The organism is Georgenia halophila (assembly GCF_039541595.1).
In genome coordinates this window covers 294,310-310,659 of sequence record NZ_BAABGN010000004.1, presented here as the reverse complement: position 1 = coordinate 310,659, position 16,350 = coordinate 294,310, and the positions used below count along the sequence as shown (strand labels likewise).

The following is a 16,350-nucleotide window of genomic DNA, read 5'->3' as shown; positions in this document are numbered from 1 at the left end:
CGCAACGGGCTTGTTCGGGGCAACCTGCAAGACGTCCTAGGGGGGCCATTGTTCGGAGTGCGTGCCTGGCCAGGTGCCGGGCGTTGGCTGTGCGCAGTCATCACCATCGCGGTGATGGCGCTCGTGCTGTCGGCCAACGTCGCGGTCGCCGCGCCGCCCGCGCACACCATCGGCAAGCACCACAACGCCATGTCGTCGCAGGTCCCAGCCCCGCGCCCGGACCGCCCGTCCGGTCCCGCAACCACGGATCGCACGACGCACGAGCCGCTGCGCGACGCCGTCGTCCTCGTCCTCCCGGACCTCGGCGCCGCAGAGGCACGCGCCCAGCTCGATGCGATGGCCGCTCAGGCCCGCGCGCAGCGGGATGTCGCGGCGCAGGCCAGGGCCGAGCAGGAGCAGCGGCTCGCGGCGCGGCGGCAGGCGGCGGTGCAGCAGGCGACGGTCTCGCCGGACGCCGCGGTCCAGGGCCGCACCGCCACCGGCAGCCAGGCGGGTCCGACGGCGGCGCAGCAGGCTGAGGACGAGGCACAGGCGGCGACGGACGAGGCCATGCGCCGCCTCCAGGAGGCCCTGCAGGCGCTCGCCGAGGCTCTCGGCTCGAGCGCCTGCACCACGGGCGGCGGCACGGACGGCGAGCAGGCCTCCATCTCGTGCCCGATGGACGACGGCGGTGCCGTCATCGGCGGCGACGGCGGCACGGACGTCACCGACCCCGACGACGCCGAGGTCCCGGACATCCCCGTGCCGGACCAGCTCCCGACCGAGCCGGACCAGTCGGACGAGGACGGCGAGCCGACGTCCGAGGAGTCCGGCGGCGAGGCGCCGTCCGACGAGAGCACGGCGTCCACCGACGAGGAGACCGCGGAGCTGCTGAGTGCCGCGTCGCTGCCCGAGGCGGTCGCCGCCGGCCCCGGTCTCGACCAGGCCACGCTAGCCGGCGCGCTGGCGCAGGTGCGGGCCGAGTGGTCCGCGGTCGGGGCGGATGCCTCGGCCGTCACCGCGTCGGTCGCCGACCTGCCCGGAGCGACGCTCGGCCAGTCGTCCGGCTCCACGGTCATGGTGGACGTGGACGCCGCGGGGTGGGGCTGGGGCGCCATGAATCTCATGACTGTCGTCCGGCACGAGGTGGGCCACGTCCTCGGAGCCGGCCACTCGCACGGCCTGATGTCGACCACGCTGGCGCCGGGCGCGAGCCACGGTGTCTCCGCCGCCTACCTGCCCGCCCCGGTCGAGCCGGAGCCCGCTGCCCCGACCGCCGAGCCCGAGCAGACCGAGCCCGAGCAGACCGAGCCCGAGCAGATCGCTGCAGCGGAGCCGACCGCGGCGACCGAGACGTCCGAGAAGCCCGAGACTGCCGAGACGACCGCGAGCACCGAGACGGCCGAGACCACCGAGCCGCAGGCGGGCGGTGAGCCGGCGTCGGAGACTGCCGAGCCGGAGGACGGCGCCGGTCACGAGGCGTCTTCCGAGGATTCGGGCCGGTCGGCGACCCAGGACGAGGACGGCGAGGCGGACCCGGCGACCACCGAGACGCCGACCACCGAGATACCGCAGGAGACGACCGAGGACGCCATGCCCGCCCCGGGCGCCGCCGAGCCGCAGAGCGACGCTCCGGCGGCCCCGCAGGTGGGATGGGCCGTCGACGCTGAGGTCGCGACCCTGCACGTCGGGCCGTTCACCGGCACGCTCACCATCACCTACGACCCCGCGTCGGGCGAGCTGACCGCCACGGTCACGACCGCGGCGCACACGACGTCCGCGTCGCTCGCGCTCGACGGGGTGAGCGCCCTGCGGGTGGTCACCGGCGGCACGAGCGCGGCCGCCTCGCTCGACGACGGCTCCGACTCCGGCGCCAAGACCGGCACGGGCACGTCCAGCGAGGTAGACGACAGCGCCGCCGTGGTGGTTGAGGCACACATCTCCATTCCCGCGCCGGACGGCGCGGACAACCCCGCGGAGCCGTCACCGGCAGCCCTCGTCGTCGCGGACGGTGTCGCGGTCCGCGAGCTCGCGATCACGATGCTCGACGGCGAGGTCACCTTGGTGGAGGCCGACGGCGTCGACGTCACGCGTAAGCTCGCGGAGTCGTCCCCGCCCAGCGGCTCGACCGCCACACCCGGCACCAGCGGGAAGGGCGGCACCCCCGCCACCGGTACGGACACCGTCGATGTCACACCGGACGGCGCCCTCGCCGGCCCGGACGACACCCAGCAGGACGCCGCCGGCGGAACGCCGGTGACGCCCAGGTCCCGTGGGCCGCCGGCGGACTCCTCCACCCACGCCTCCGCCACGTCGGCGGACAGCGCGCCGCTCGGCCCGTCGCCGTTCGAGCGCATCGCAGACCTCGTCGTCGCGGCGGTCACGATCACCGAGGACGGCATCGCCGCCGGGCAGGAGGAGCTCGGAGACCTCGTCCTCGACAACGGCGTCGCCGACATCACGCTCGCGGGAGCCCGCCTCGCGTGGGACGCCCACACCCCCGGCTCCGGCGACGACTTCACGGTCACCCTGACCGGTGACCTCACCATCGGGATCGCGGGTCTCACGGCCACCGCCGGTGCGAACGGGTCCTACGCCGTCACCCTCGGCAGCGACGCCGGGGACGTCACCGGCGGGACCCTGGACATCGACCTCAGCACCCTGGCCATCGCCGGCACCTTCGGCGGTGCCGCCGTACTCTCAGTCACTGCCGCCACGGCGGTCTGGGGCGGCAACGGCTTCGAGCTGGTCGCCGAGGGAACCGCCGATGGCGAGGACCCGCAGGCCGACCCCACCACCGTCACGTTCGACCTCGACGGTGACGAGACCGCCGAGCTTCAGCTGAGCGGCCCGACCAGCGTCCACGCCGGTGCCGACGGTCTCGCCTTCCAGGTCCGCGAGGCGGACGGCACGTTCGACCTCGGCGACGTCGAGATCGACGCCAGCGGTTGGACGCTCACCTACAACGGCACCGAGAGCGAGCTGATGCTCGGCGGGTCGCTCCTCGAGCCTGGCCAGGCACTCGGCTTCACCGGTGGCGTCGAGATCACGCTCGGTCCGGTGGTCCTCACCGCCGACGCCGGCACCGGCACCGGCACCGGCACCGGCCTCACTCACCTCACCGCCGCGGCCACCTCGATCGTCGTCACGCAGGGCAGCGGCACCGACGCCGTCCTCGACGCCACCGGGGCCCTGGATCTGGTGATCGCCGGCGGCGACGCGGCCTTTCTGCTCCGCGACGCCGCCGCGACCCTGACCGCGGGCGACGTCGCGCTCGCAGGTACCGGCTGGACGATCGCCTACAACGGCACCGGCGGCGACGCGCAGCTCGACGGCACCACGCTCGAGCCCGGCGGGACGATCTCGTTCACCGGTGCCACCACCGCGACGATCGGGGACGCCGCCCTGGCGGCCCGCGTCGCCGGCACCGTGGACCCGGCCGCCGGGACCGTCGGCGACCTCGCCGTCACCGACCTGGCACTGACGGCGGGCTCTGTCGGCCTCACCGCCGATGCCGCCACCTGGTCCGGGTCCTCGATCATCGCCGCCGCGGCCACCCTGACCATCGACGGCGCCGTGGACCTCGCCGTCACCGGCAGCGTCACGGTCGCCCTCGACGAGCAGGTGGCGCTCCTGCTCACCGGCGGCACCGCCTCGCTCGCCACCGACCACGCCACGCTCACCGGCTCGGGCTGGACGGTCGCGTACAACGGCTCCGCAGCAAACGTCACCCTCGGCGAGGGGGCGGACGCCGTCACCATCGCGGCCGGCGCACTCACCTACGCCGGGCACGCCACCGTCGCCGTGCTCGGCACGACCGTCGAGGCCGACGTCGCCGGCAGCGGTGCGGCCACCGGCACCCTCACCGTCGAGAACGTCGCGGCAGGGATCCCGGGCGTCGTCACGGTCACCGGCGGCGACGGCAGCCTGACCATCACGCCCGACGGCGTCACCGCGTCGTTCACGATCACCGCGGACGGCGCCGCCGGGGGCCCGCTCGCCGGGACCGACCTGACCGGGTCCTTCGCATGGAACAGCAGGGCCGCCGCGGTTGGCGGGCTGCCGGCCGGACCGTTCACGCGGGTCGCCCTGGAGGACGTCGGCCTGGCGCTCGGTGACGTGGAGGTGACCGCGGACGTCACGGTCGAGGTGCGTGGGGGCACGACGACGCTCGCTCTCGCCGGCGACCTCGCGGTCACCGTCCTCGAGGTCGACGTCACCGCCCAGGCGGCCGGCACCGCGATCTTGGTCGACGGCGCGCTCGACGAGCTGAGCGTCACGCTCACGGGCGTGGGCGTGACCGTCCCGGGTGCGTTCACCATCGAGGACGGTCAGGGCACGCTCCGCCTCACCGGCACCGGGGTGACCGCGACCGTCGAGGCCGCGGCCACGCTGGACCTGCCCGGCACGAGCGGGACCGCCTTCGCGGCCCTGACCGTCAACACCGCCGACGACGCGGCCGGTGGCCTCCCCGCCGGCCCGTACGTCCGCCTCGCGGTCCCCGCGCTCCTCCTCGACCTCGGCATCGGCGGGGCCCAGCTCGGCGGCTCGGTCACGGTCGAGGTCCAGGACGCCGCGACCGTCCTGCTCCTCCACGCGGTCGATCTCGGCAGCACCACGGCCGGCATCGGCCTCACCGAGGCACGCGGACTGCTCGTTCTCCCGGCGGGCGGCGGCTACGCCGGCCAGCTCACCGGGACGGTCGCGGCGGCACAGGGGGACGCCGCGGCCTCCGCGACGGCGATCGTGCGGGTCAACACCACCGACGCGGCGTTCTCGGCGACGGTGCGCTCGGCTTCGGGCCAGGAGGTGACGCTGACCTTCGACGAGGGCGACGTGCTCGAGCTGGAGGGGACCGCCGCCCAGCTCGTCCTGGGACCGCTCGCCATCAAGGGCGAGGTGTCCTTCACCGACGGCACGTTCACGGCCACCGGCGCGGAGCTGTTCCTCGGCGACGGGCCGGCGTGGATGGGGGACGGCAGCCGGAACCCCCTCGCTCGCGGCCTCTACGTCACGGGCGCGACGCTCGTGCTGGTCGAGGCGGGCGCGGGGCACGTGCTCCGTGCCGACGGCACCGTGGTCCTCACCGGCTTCCCGGGCGTCACCGTGTCGGGCGCGGTCGGCGCCCGGGTGAACACCTCGGGCGGCACCTACAGCGCGACGGTGCCGGTGGGTGGCACGGACGTCGTCCTCGACTTCACCACCGACGAGGTGGGCACCCAGGACGACCCGTTCGCGCAGGTGGCCGGCACGCTGGAGCTCGTCCTCCACGGCCTCGTCGCCGAGGCCGCGGTGACCGTGACCGCCGCCGACGCCGCGCTCGACCTCGCGGTGCACGCCTTCTCGATCGCGCTGCCGGGCGAAGCCCAGGTCACCGGCAACGGCGGGACCCTCCGGCTCGCCGCTGCCGGCGTCGCGGGCACGCTGAACGTCACCTCCCTGACCGCGCCGGGCATGACGGTGGCCGGGGACCTCGAGCTCCAGGTGAACACGTCCACCGCGGCCGCCGTCATCGACGGCCGCACCCTCGCCGCCGGGCCGTACGCCCGCGTCGCCGCGACGCACACGCAGCTCATCGTCGGCGGGCAGGTCCTCACCGGCGGACTGGTCGTCGAGCTGACCCCGACGACCACGACGATCGTTCTCGACGACGCCGAGATCGCCCTCGCCGACGGCGTCCTGGTGGTGGGCGAGCTGTCCGGGGATCTCACGATCGCCGGCAACGTGGCCGGCACGCTGTCCGGACGGGTGAGCGTAGCGAGCGACGCGTTCAGCCTCACCGCCGCCGTCACGGTGACGGTCACGACGGACGACGCCGCGACGACCTCGGACGAGACCGCGCTCGAGATCCGCGCGGCGGACGTCACGTTCGTCGTCGCCGGCCAACGGATCCGGGCCGAGGTGCTGGTGCTCGCGGAGACCGTCGTCGACGCGTCCGGCGGCGGTACGGAGGTGGTGCGCATCGACGTCACCGGTGGTCGCGCGTTGCTGCCGTCGACGTCCCCGATCGCCGTGGTCACCGTCGACCACGGCGTGGTCACCGTGCGCGACGGCGCCGCAGCGGCCGCCGTGCTGACCGGGGCACTCACGCTCGACCTGCCGGGCGTCACGGTCGCCACCGTGACCGACCTCGAGCTCGTCGCCGCCACCGCGGGGGCGATCGTGGTCCACCGCGACGGCGCCTCCTCGGTCGCGGCGTCCCCGTACCTCGGCCTGACCGCCACGGCCGACCTCATGGTCGCGGGTCAGAGCCTCTCCGGTCCGATCTCGCTCGACGTCGCCGGCGGCACCACCACCCTCGCCCTGGACGGTGCGACGCTCGATCTCGGAGCGACCCAGGTCACGCTCACCGGCCACCTCCAGGCGAGCGCGGCCGGCCTGGCCGGCACGCTGGTCGCGTCGGGTCTCCAGGTCCCCGAGATCGGCCTCGACGTGGCCGAGGCCGCCGTCGTCGTCAACACGACGCACGACGCCGTCGCGTCCGACGGCGTCGTGCTCCCCGCCGGCCCGTACCTGCGCATGCAGATCACCGGCGCCGAGCTCGCGATCGCCGGTGCGGCGCTGTCCGCGGACCTGGTGCTCGTCAGCTCCGACGCGGGGCTGACGGTCGGCGCCACGGACGTCGAGGTCGCCGTCGGCCCGGCCACCCTGAGCGGCGGCTCCGGCCTGCTGGTCGTCACCGCCGCAGGCGCGGCCGGTTCGTTCACCGGCACGGTCGACCTCGGCGTCGGCGCGGTCGACGTCCGCGGCACGCTCTTCGCGACCGTCAACACGACGGGCGACGACGTCGACGTCACCCTCACCTTCGGCGGCGAGACCCGCCGGCTCCTGGCGCCGGCCGATGCGCTCGCCGTGGTGGGCACGGACGTCGGCGTCCAGGTTCTCGGCCAGGAGGTCGCGGGCGACCTCCGCGTCACCGAGGCCGGCGGCGTCGTCACCCTCACCCTCACCGGCGCCTCGGTTTCGTTCGGCGACGGGCTCGCCACCCTCACGGACGGCACCGCGACGCTGACGTCGACCGCCACCGACGGCGTCGTCGGCTCGATCAGCGGGCTGGGCAGCCTCCACGTCCCCGGCGTCCGGGTCGACGGGGCGCTCGGCGTGCGGATCGACACCGGCGCCGGCACGTTCGAGATCGGTGCCGGCACCGTCGACCTCCAGGTCGCGAGCCAGACAATGCACGGCGGAGTGTGGGCGTCGAGCGCCGGCGACGGGCTCACGCTCCGGCTCGACAGCGTCACGCTCGAGATCGGTGACGTGGTGTCCACGATCGTCACCGGCAGCTTCCGAGCGAACGCGGACGGCGTGGCGGGGGTCGCCACCGGCACCGCCGACGTCGCGATCCCCGGCATCCTCGACGCCACGGACATCGCCGTCGAGATCCAGCTGTCGACGCTGCCGACCGCCACCACGATCGGCGAGAGCACCGGCGTCACCGACCTCGCCGCCGGCCCGTACGCCCAGGTGGTCGTCACGATCGCCACGCCGGTCGAGATCGGCCCGGCCGGCTCGCCGCTCGGCACCCTCGCCGGCACGCTTGCCGTCCGGTCGACGGCGACCGCGACCGTCGTGGTGGTCGGCGACGCCACCGCGACGGTGGGGGAGACGGTCACGGTCACCGACGTGAGCGGCGCGTTGATCCTCACCGGCAGCGGACTCGCCGGCTACCTGAGCGGGACGACCACGGTCGGCGGCGACGGCGCCTCCGCCGGCGCGAGCGCCACCATCCGCATGAACACGACCGGCGCACCGGTCGACGAGGCGATCACCGTCAACGGCCGGACCGTCGAGATCTGGTTCGACGACCCGGCCGCGACGTTCGCGCTCGCCCTCTCCGGCGCTTCGCTCGAGCTCGGCCCCGTCAAGGTCCGCGGCGACGTCCAGGTCACCGACGGCGCCTTCGCGGGCAGGAACCTGCTCGTCTGGGTCGGCGACGGCACGGCGTTCCTCGAGGACGGCAGCCTGAACCCGCTCGCGCGGGGCCTGCTCATCCGCGACGCAGTGATCGGCGTCGTCGAGCACGCCGGAGGTGGCACCGCGATCGTCGTCCGCGGCACCGTGGAGCTCGTCGGCTTCGGCGACGTCGCTATGTCCGGCACGGTGGACGTCCGGGTGAACTCCGGCGCCGCGGTCGAGCGCACCGTGGCCCTCGCCGACGGGTCCGGCGACGTCCGCGTCGCCTTCACCGCGGCGGAGACGGGTGACGCCACGGCCCCGTTCGTCTCGGTCAGCGGCCTCGGCCTCACGGTCTCCGCGGTGGGGCAGGCGTTCACGGCGGACGTCACGGTGGAGCTCGACGGAGACGAGATCGCCCTCACGGCCGACAACGTGGCGCTGGCGATCTCGGCCGGCGACTCGCCCGTGCTGTCGCTGACCGGCGGCTCCGGCGAGGTCGTCCTCACCGGTCAGGGCGTCACGGCGATCGTCCAGGGCAGCCTCGCCGTCCACGCGCCCGGCGTCACGCTCGGCGACACGATGGTCGCGTTCGCGTTCTCCACGATGCCGGACGCCGTGACGCTCACCGCCGGTGCGCTCTCGGTGACGTTGGGTAGCCGCTCGATGGTGCTCACCGCCGCGGCTGCCGAGCTGACGATCGCCGGCCAGGGCATCGTCGCGGACCTGCGGATCGCCGTCGACGGCCCCGCCGCGACGCGGCGCGTCGAGATCAGCAACGGTCGCCTCGCGCTGCGGACCGGTACCGGCGCGGACCCCGAGCCGGTCCTCGAGCTCGACCTCGCCGGGAACATGCGGGTCGGCCCGGCCGGCGTCAGCGGGTCCTTCACCGCCACGGTGGTGACGAACAACCTCCCGGGCATCACGCTCGGCGGCGTCACGGTGCGCGTGAGCACCGTCGGCGCTGCCGTCGACCTCGACGGTGTCACGCTGCCGGCCGGGCCGTACGCACGGGTCGAGGCCACGGCCGCCGCCATCCAGGTCGCCGGCCAGCAGCTCGCCGCCGACCTCGCGATCGAGCAGGCCACCGCCGCGGACGGTAGCCGTATCCTCCGCGTCGCGGTCACCGGCGCCACGGCGACGTTCGGCCCGGCGGGCGACCCGGTCGCCACCCTCACCGGCGGCACCGGTCTTCTCCTCGTCACCGCGACGGGCATCGCCGCAAGAATCGGTGGCACCGTCGCGCTGGACGTCGCCGGCGTCGACATCTCGGGCACCCTCCACGTCGAGCTCAACGACCTGGACGGCCCCGTCGACGAGCGGTTCACCGTCCGCGGCGAACAGCTCACCCTGGTCCTGCCGGCCGGTCCGGGCCTCGTGCGGGTCGCCGGCGACGACATCACGATCGCGGTCCCGGGCGCCACGCTGACCGGCCGCATCACCGTGGACGTCGCCGCCGCCACGGCCACGCTCACCGTCGAGGACGCGACCCTCGACGTCGCCGGCCTCGTCCGCGTCACCGGCGCCTCGGCCGACCTGACGATCGACGGGCTCGGCCTCACCGGGACCGTCCGGGGCAGTGTCGCCCTCGACATCCCCGGCGTCACGATCGACGGTGACCTCACGGTCGAGCTCGACGGCGCCTCCGTCACCCTCTCCGGCACCGACGTCACCGTCTCCGTCGCCGGCCAGACGCTCCGCGCGAACGTGACGCTCACGTCCGACCAGGACGGCGGGCTCACCATGAGGCTGTCCACCCCGACCTCCGGACCGATGCTCCAGATCAGCGCCGGCGCCGGCGTGGTCGTCAGCATCACCGCCGCCACGGGCGAGCTCGCGATCACCAGCGCCGGCACGGCCGGCCGGCTGCTGGTCACCGGTTTCACGGCCGGCCTGGCGGGCGTCGTGGAGCTGGCCGCCACCGAGGTCGCTGTCGAGCTCTCCACCCTGCCGGCGGCCACCACCCTCGGTGGCGTCCGTCTCCCGGCCGGCCCGTACCTGCGGGTCTCGTTCACCGACGCGACCCTCACCATCACCGACGCGCTCGAGATCGACGCGGACCTCACCGTGGAGCAGGGGCGCCTCCCGGACGGCACCTCCGCGACGGTCCTCGGCATCGCGGACGGCACGTTCGACGTCGCCGCCGGCTCGGTCAGCGAAGCGACCGGCGCGCTGGTGGTCACCGCGGCCGGCGTCGCCGGCCACCTCGCCGGCGCGGGGACCATCGACGTCGAGGGCGGCGGTGCGGCAGGTGCCGTCGCCGTCAGCCTCAAGACCTTCGCGGCCGCGATCGACACGTCCGTGACCGTCGACGGCCGGACCCTGGCGATCAGATTCGGACCCACCGACCCGGCGGACCTCCCGCTCGTCGACGTCTCGATCTCCGACGCCGTGATCACCATCGGTGACTTCGTCACGATCGAGGGATCGGTCGCGTTCTCCAGCGACGGCACGTTCGCCGGGACGGGCCTGACGCTGTTCGTGGGCTCGGGCCCCTACCGGCTCGCGGACGGATCGGTGAACCCGTTCGCCACCGGCGTCGCCCTCACCGACGCGACCATCGGCCTCGTCCGAGCCGGCGCCGGGCACGCGACCGTCGCTGCCGGCACGGTCCGCCTGGCCGGCATCAGCGGCGTCCAGATCAGCGGAACCGCCACCCTCCGCGTCAACGACACCGGCGTCGCCGTCGACCGGACGATCGCGCTGCCGGGTGCGGGCGGCGACGTCGTCGTCGACTTCGCGACCGGCGCCCTCGTCACCGAGCTCGCCGTCACCGAGGCCCTGATCTCGGTCCGCGGCCAGGAGCTCAGCGGCGCGATCGCCGTGCAGCGGTCCGGGGACGGCCTCGTGCTCCTCGCCGATGGCCTGCAGGCCTCGATCGGTGGCGTCGTGGTCACCGACGCCGGCGGGGTGCTGCTGCTGCGCGCCGACGGCCTGGTCGGCCGACTCACCGGCAGCATCTCGCTCGACGTGCCGGACGTCACGGTCGCCGGCGACCTGTCGCTCGCCGTCAGCACCAGCGGTACGCCCACCTCCACGACCGTCACCGTGGACGGCGTCGCCCGGACGATCGACATGCCCGCCGGGCCATACCTGCGGGTGGAGGCGGCGGCGGTCACCGTCACGATCCTCGGCCAGACGCTCACCGCCGATCTGGTCGTCGAGCAGGGCAGCTCGAACGGCGCGACGGCCACCACGCTCGCCCTGACGAACGTCGATCTCGAGCTCGGCGCCGCGCGTCTCACCGGCGGCGAGGGCCTCCTCCTGATCACCGCCGGCGGCGTCGCCGGCCGTCTCGACGGCACCATCAGCCTGGACCTGCCCGACGCCGTCAGCCTCTCGGGCAGCCTGAGCCTCGCGATCAGCACGACCACGGCGGCCGTCCGTACCTCCGTCACCGTCGGCGGCCGGTCGCTCGAGCTCGACCTCGCCTCCGGTCCGTACCTCCGCTTCGAGGGCGACGGCATCACCCTCGACGTCCTCGGCCAGACCCTCGGCGGCGACGTCCGCATCGAGGGCACCACGGACGGCGCGACGGTCCTGACCCGTCTCGCGCTCGCGAACGTCACGCTGGACCTCGGGGGCGTGGTCCGGCTCCGCGACGGCGGCGCCACCCTCCTCCTCGACGGAACCGGGCTGGCCGGCCACGTCGCAGGGACCGTCTCGCTCGCCGTCCCGGGTGTCTCCCTCGGCGGCACGTTCGTGGTCGAGATCAGCACGACCGGTGACCCGGACCCGTACGTCCGCGTCGTCGGCAGCGGCGTCACGCTCGACGTCCTCGGCCAGACGCTGCGCGGCGACCTGACGTTCACCCGCAGCACCGACGCCGCGGGAGACACGGTCGTCGCGGTGACCGCCACCGACGTGTCCCTGGTCCTCGGCGACGGTCTGGTCAACCTCACACAGGTCGGCGAGGCGCACTTCCGGCTCACCAGCGACGGCCTCGTCGGCTCCGTCGCCGTCGCCATCGACGTGACCGTCCCCCGCCTGACGGTCGGCGGAACGGTCGCCGTCCAGGTCAACTCGACGCCGGAGCCCGCCCTCGGCGTGCCGGCCGGCCCGTACCTTGCGATCTCGGGTGACGTCACCCTCGACGTCCTCGACCAGCAGCTCGACGCGACGGTGGCGTTCGAGCGGGGCGCCGACGGCGCGGTCGCCGTGCACCTGAGCGACGGCTCCATGTCGCTCGGTGACGCGGTGCAGATCGAGAACATCGGCGGTGCGCTGCTGCTGACCGCCTCGGGCAGCGCCGGTACCCTCGTCGCCACGGTCTCGCTGGAGGGCGCCCTCACCATCAGCGGCGCGCTCGCTCTCGCGATCAACACCGGCACCGGCCCGATCGACCGGACCATCGCGATCGGCGGCGCCACCACCGTCGTCGACCTCCCCGCCGGCCCCTACCTGCGGATCACCGGGACCGGCGTCACCGTCGAGGTCGCCAGCCAGAGTCTTCGCGGCGACCTCGCGCTCACGACCACTGCGACCGGGACGCACCTCCAGCTGACCGCCGTCGAGATGACGCTCGGTGGCGCGGCCCCGGTCGCGCGCCTCAGCGGCGGCACCGCCGACCTCGTGATCCCCGCCGCCGGAGACGTCACCGGCGAGATCGGCGGCACCGTCGAACTATTGGTGCCGGGCCTCGACCTCGCCGGCACCGTGGTCGTGGACCTGTCGGAGACCGCCGTGACGGTTACCGGGACGGGTGTCCACCTCTCTGTGGGCGGTGTGTTCGAGATCAGCACCGACCTCACCATCACGGTCCCGTCCGACCCGGCCGAAGGCACCGAGATCTCGATCGACCGCGGCTCCCTCGCCGTCGGCGCTGCCGGCATCGTCAGGCTTTCCGGCGTGAACGGCTCGATCACTGCCGGCGCGACCGGCATCGGAGCCGTGCTCACCGCCCGCGTGACGGTCGACGTGCCGGGCCTGGACATCGACGTCCCGCACGCCGACGTCACCATCGACACCACCGGTGGGCAGGCGACCTTCGGCGTCACCGCCGCCGGCGTCACGGTCATGGCCGGTCCGGTCGAGCTGTCCGGTTCCTTCCTCGTCGGTGCGGATGCCGACGCCACCACGATCGCCATGACGGGCGTGCGCATCCGGGTCGGCGGGTTCGAGCTCACGGACTTCTACGGCGCGATGATCCTCCGGCCGGGCGGCGCGGCCGGTGTGTTCGAGACGCAACAGCTGCAGAGCCTCGCCTTCGGCCCCGTCACCGTCTCCGCCAGCGCGATCTCCCTCAACGTCAACACCGGTGGCACCGCGGTCGACGAGAGCATCGAGGTCCAGATCTCCGAGACCGTGACCGAGACGGTCGACATCGCGCTCGGCGGCGGGCCGTTCGTCGAGGTCACCGCGACCCAGGCGAGCCTGTCGATCACGGACGCGTTCACACTCACCACCGACTTCACCCTGGTCCAGGGCAGCCGTCCGGGCTTCACCGTGGGCGCGACGCCACTCGCGCAGAACCCGACCGCGGTCGTCACCGGCGACCTGACCGGCGACGGGATCACCGACCTGATCGTCGGCACCGACTCCGGCGCCCACGTCTACGCCGGCACCGGAGCAGGTGCCTTCTCGGCCGGCCCACAGCTCGAGGACGTCCCCGCGGAGGCAGTCACGGGCCTCCGTGTCACCCACCTCGACGGCGACGGCGTGATCGACCTCGTCGTCCTGACCGCGAGCTTCCTCACCGTGGTGCTCGGCGGCGAGACCCTCACCACGACGACCGCCGACCGCGGGGGAGCGGCGCTCGCGCTCGCCGACCGCGACGGCGACGGCGTCGCCGAGATCGTTGTCGGCGGCACCGGCGGACTCACCGTCACCCCGGTCGTCGTCGGGGAGGCGTCGACCACGCTCGGCACGGCCACCACCGACACGTCGATCGAAGACATCCGCCACGTCCGCGTCGCCGACATGGACGGCGACGGCGTCGCCGACCTGGTCGTCGCCACCCGGTACAGCGTGCACGTGGTGTTCACCGGCGGTGCCACGACCGACGTCGTCCCCGCGCCGGCACCCGATGCCGACCCTGCGCCGCCGGTGGTAGCGGACCTCGCGGTGGCCGACCTCGACGGCGACGGGTTCCACGACGTCGTCGTGGCGCGTGACGTGCTCGAGCTCTACGTCCGGACCGGTACCGCCTACGCCCGCCAGGTGCTCCTCGACGACGCGGTCACGGCGCTCGCCGTCGGCGACGTCGACGGCGACGGCCGCGCCGACGTGGTGGCCGGCACCGCCGGCTCGGCGCCCCAGCTCTACCGCAACCTGGGTGCCACGGGAGGGAACGGGAACCGGCTCGCCGCGAGTGCCGTCGTCGGCTCCGCGCCGGCGGACGGCCTGCGCCTCGCGGACGTGGACGGTGACGGTGACCTCGACGTGCTGCTGGTCGGGCCGGATCTCCTCGCCGCCACGAACACCCCGGCCGCGACCATGCTGCTCGCGCTGGAGCGGACCAGCCTGCAGATCGGCGACCCCGCGAGCCCGACATTCGAGCTCGAGGGTCGCGGCGTCATCGCGATCCTGCCGGACGGGATAGCCGCCGAGATCACGGGCTCGGTCGCCTCGGGCACCGACATCGGGGCCAACGGCCTCGTCCGCGTCAACACCTCGACGAGCCCCGTCCATGAGACCGTCACCGTCGCCGGACGCACGGTCACGCTGGTGTTCGGCCCGGACGAGGTCGCCACCTCCACCGGCGCCTACCTCCTCTGGACCGCCGAGCTCGCCGTCGAGATCCCGCCGCTGGAGATCCACGCGGGCACGGGCGGCGACCCCGGCCGCTTCGGTGCGGGTGCGAAGGTCTTCGTGGGCCAGGGGCCCGGCATGGACGAGGACGGCAACCTGCTGGCATCCGCATCCGGCCTGTACATCTCGGTCACCGGCACGTACGACCAGGCCGCCGGGACGGTCGACGCCGAGGGCGAGGTCCAGCTCGTCGGTGTCGAGGGCGTCGCCCTGAGCGGCGAAGCCGACGTCGTCGTCCTCAGTGCCGGCACCCTGCTGATCAGCGGCACGCTCACCCTCGTGGTCGGCGGCTTCACGATGTCGGGTGCCTTCGACATCACCTCCGATGCAGACGGCACTCTCACCATCGGTGTCACCGGCGTCGAGATGACGCTCGGCACCGTCACCCTGACCCTCGACGGCTCCCTGTCCACGGACCCCGCCGGACTGGTGGCCGCACTCGAGGCCGAGGTCAGCGTGCCGGGCGTCCTCACCGCCACCGGTCAGCTCCGGATCAACACCACCGACCGGCAGCGAACGGTCATGGTGCCCGCGGGCGGCCAGCCGGCGGTCGCGGTCGACATCGCCGCCGGCTCGATCTTCGTCGCCATCGGGACGCCCGACTCGAGCGTCGAGCTCACCGTCGACGGCCTCACGTTCGACGGTGCCTTCAGCGTCGAGGTCATCCCCGGCCCGATGGCACCCGGCGCCCCGGCGGGCACCACCGCACCGAGCACCACGATTCTGCGGATGGCGGACGTGACGATCACGCTGCCCGGTGACGTCGTCTCCGTCACGGACGGCAACGGCGTCCTCGTTCTCGGCGCCGACGGCCTCGCGGGCCGCCTAGGCGGTCGGGTCGAGATCGCCGGCGGAGCAGACCTCACCCTCGCCGGCACGCTGCTGCTGGAGCTGAACACCGGCGTGGACACGGTCGCGGTCGACCAGGTGGTCGACGGGGAGGTCGTCTCGTTCGAGCTCGCCGCGGACACCACCAGAGTGGTGGGCGAGGACATCCTCGTCGACGTCGTGGGGCAGCGCCTCTCCGGCGACGTCGACCTCACCATCACGGCGACCACCACCACGCTCGGCCTGGCGAACGTCACGCTCGCGTTCGGTGACGGCACCACCGACTACGTCCGGGTCACCAACGGCTCCGCGACCATCGACGTCACGTCGACCGGCACCACGGGCACGCTCGGCGGCCGGGTCGAGCTCCTCGTTCCCGGTGTCAGCATCACCGGCGCGCTGGACGTCACCTTCGCGCCCGGGTCGGTGACGATCGTCGGCGGCACCGAGGCGGAGCCCCTCCAGATCACCGTCGGCGGCGTCGTCATCTCCGCCGCCGTCACGATCTCGCGGACCGTCGACGGCACGGCGACCGTCGTCACCGTCGACCTGGACCACGGGTCCCTCGTCCTCGCCGGCGTCGGCCGGGTCGACCTCGACGGCGAGCTCGTGGTGCGGCCCGACGGCGTCGTGGCCCGTGCCCACCTCGCCGCCGGCATTCAGCTGCCCGGGGTCGAGATCTCCGGCGACCTGTACGTCGAGATCAACACGACCCCGGCACCGGCCACGGCGGACGGCGAGGTCCTCGACCCGGGCGTCGCGGTCCGTGGCGAGAACCTCGAGCTCTCGTTCGGCGGCGTGGTGCTCACGGCCTCCGTCGGGTTCAGCCAGACCGGCACGGAAGCCGGCGGCACCCGCACCGTCGTGGCCGTCGCCGGCGGTCGCCTCAGTCTCGAGGGC

The 16,350-nt window shown here is 74.1% G+C and carries 1 protein-coding gene (only partly in view); it reads left to right on the top strand.

What is annotated here, in order from left to right:
• The first annotated feature begins 114 nt into the window (after positions 1-114).
• Positions 115-16,350, top strand: the 5' end (the start) of a protein-coding gene (locus ABD907_RS06730) for an FG-GAP-like repeat-containing protein (RefSeq protein ID WP_345214978.1). Its footprint extends 21,789 nt past the window's final position; 16,236 of the gene's 38,025 nt are visible here — the first part of the coding sequence; it begins with the start codon at positions 115-117; its stop codon lies off the right edge, out of view.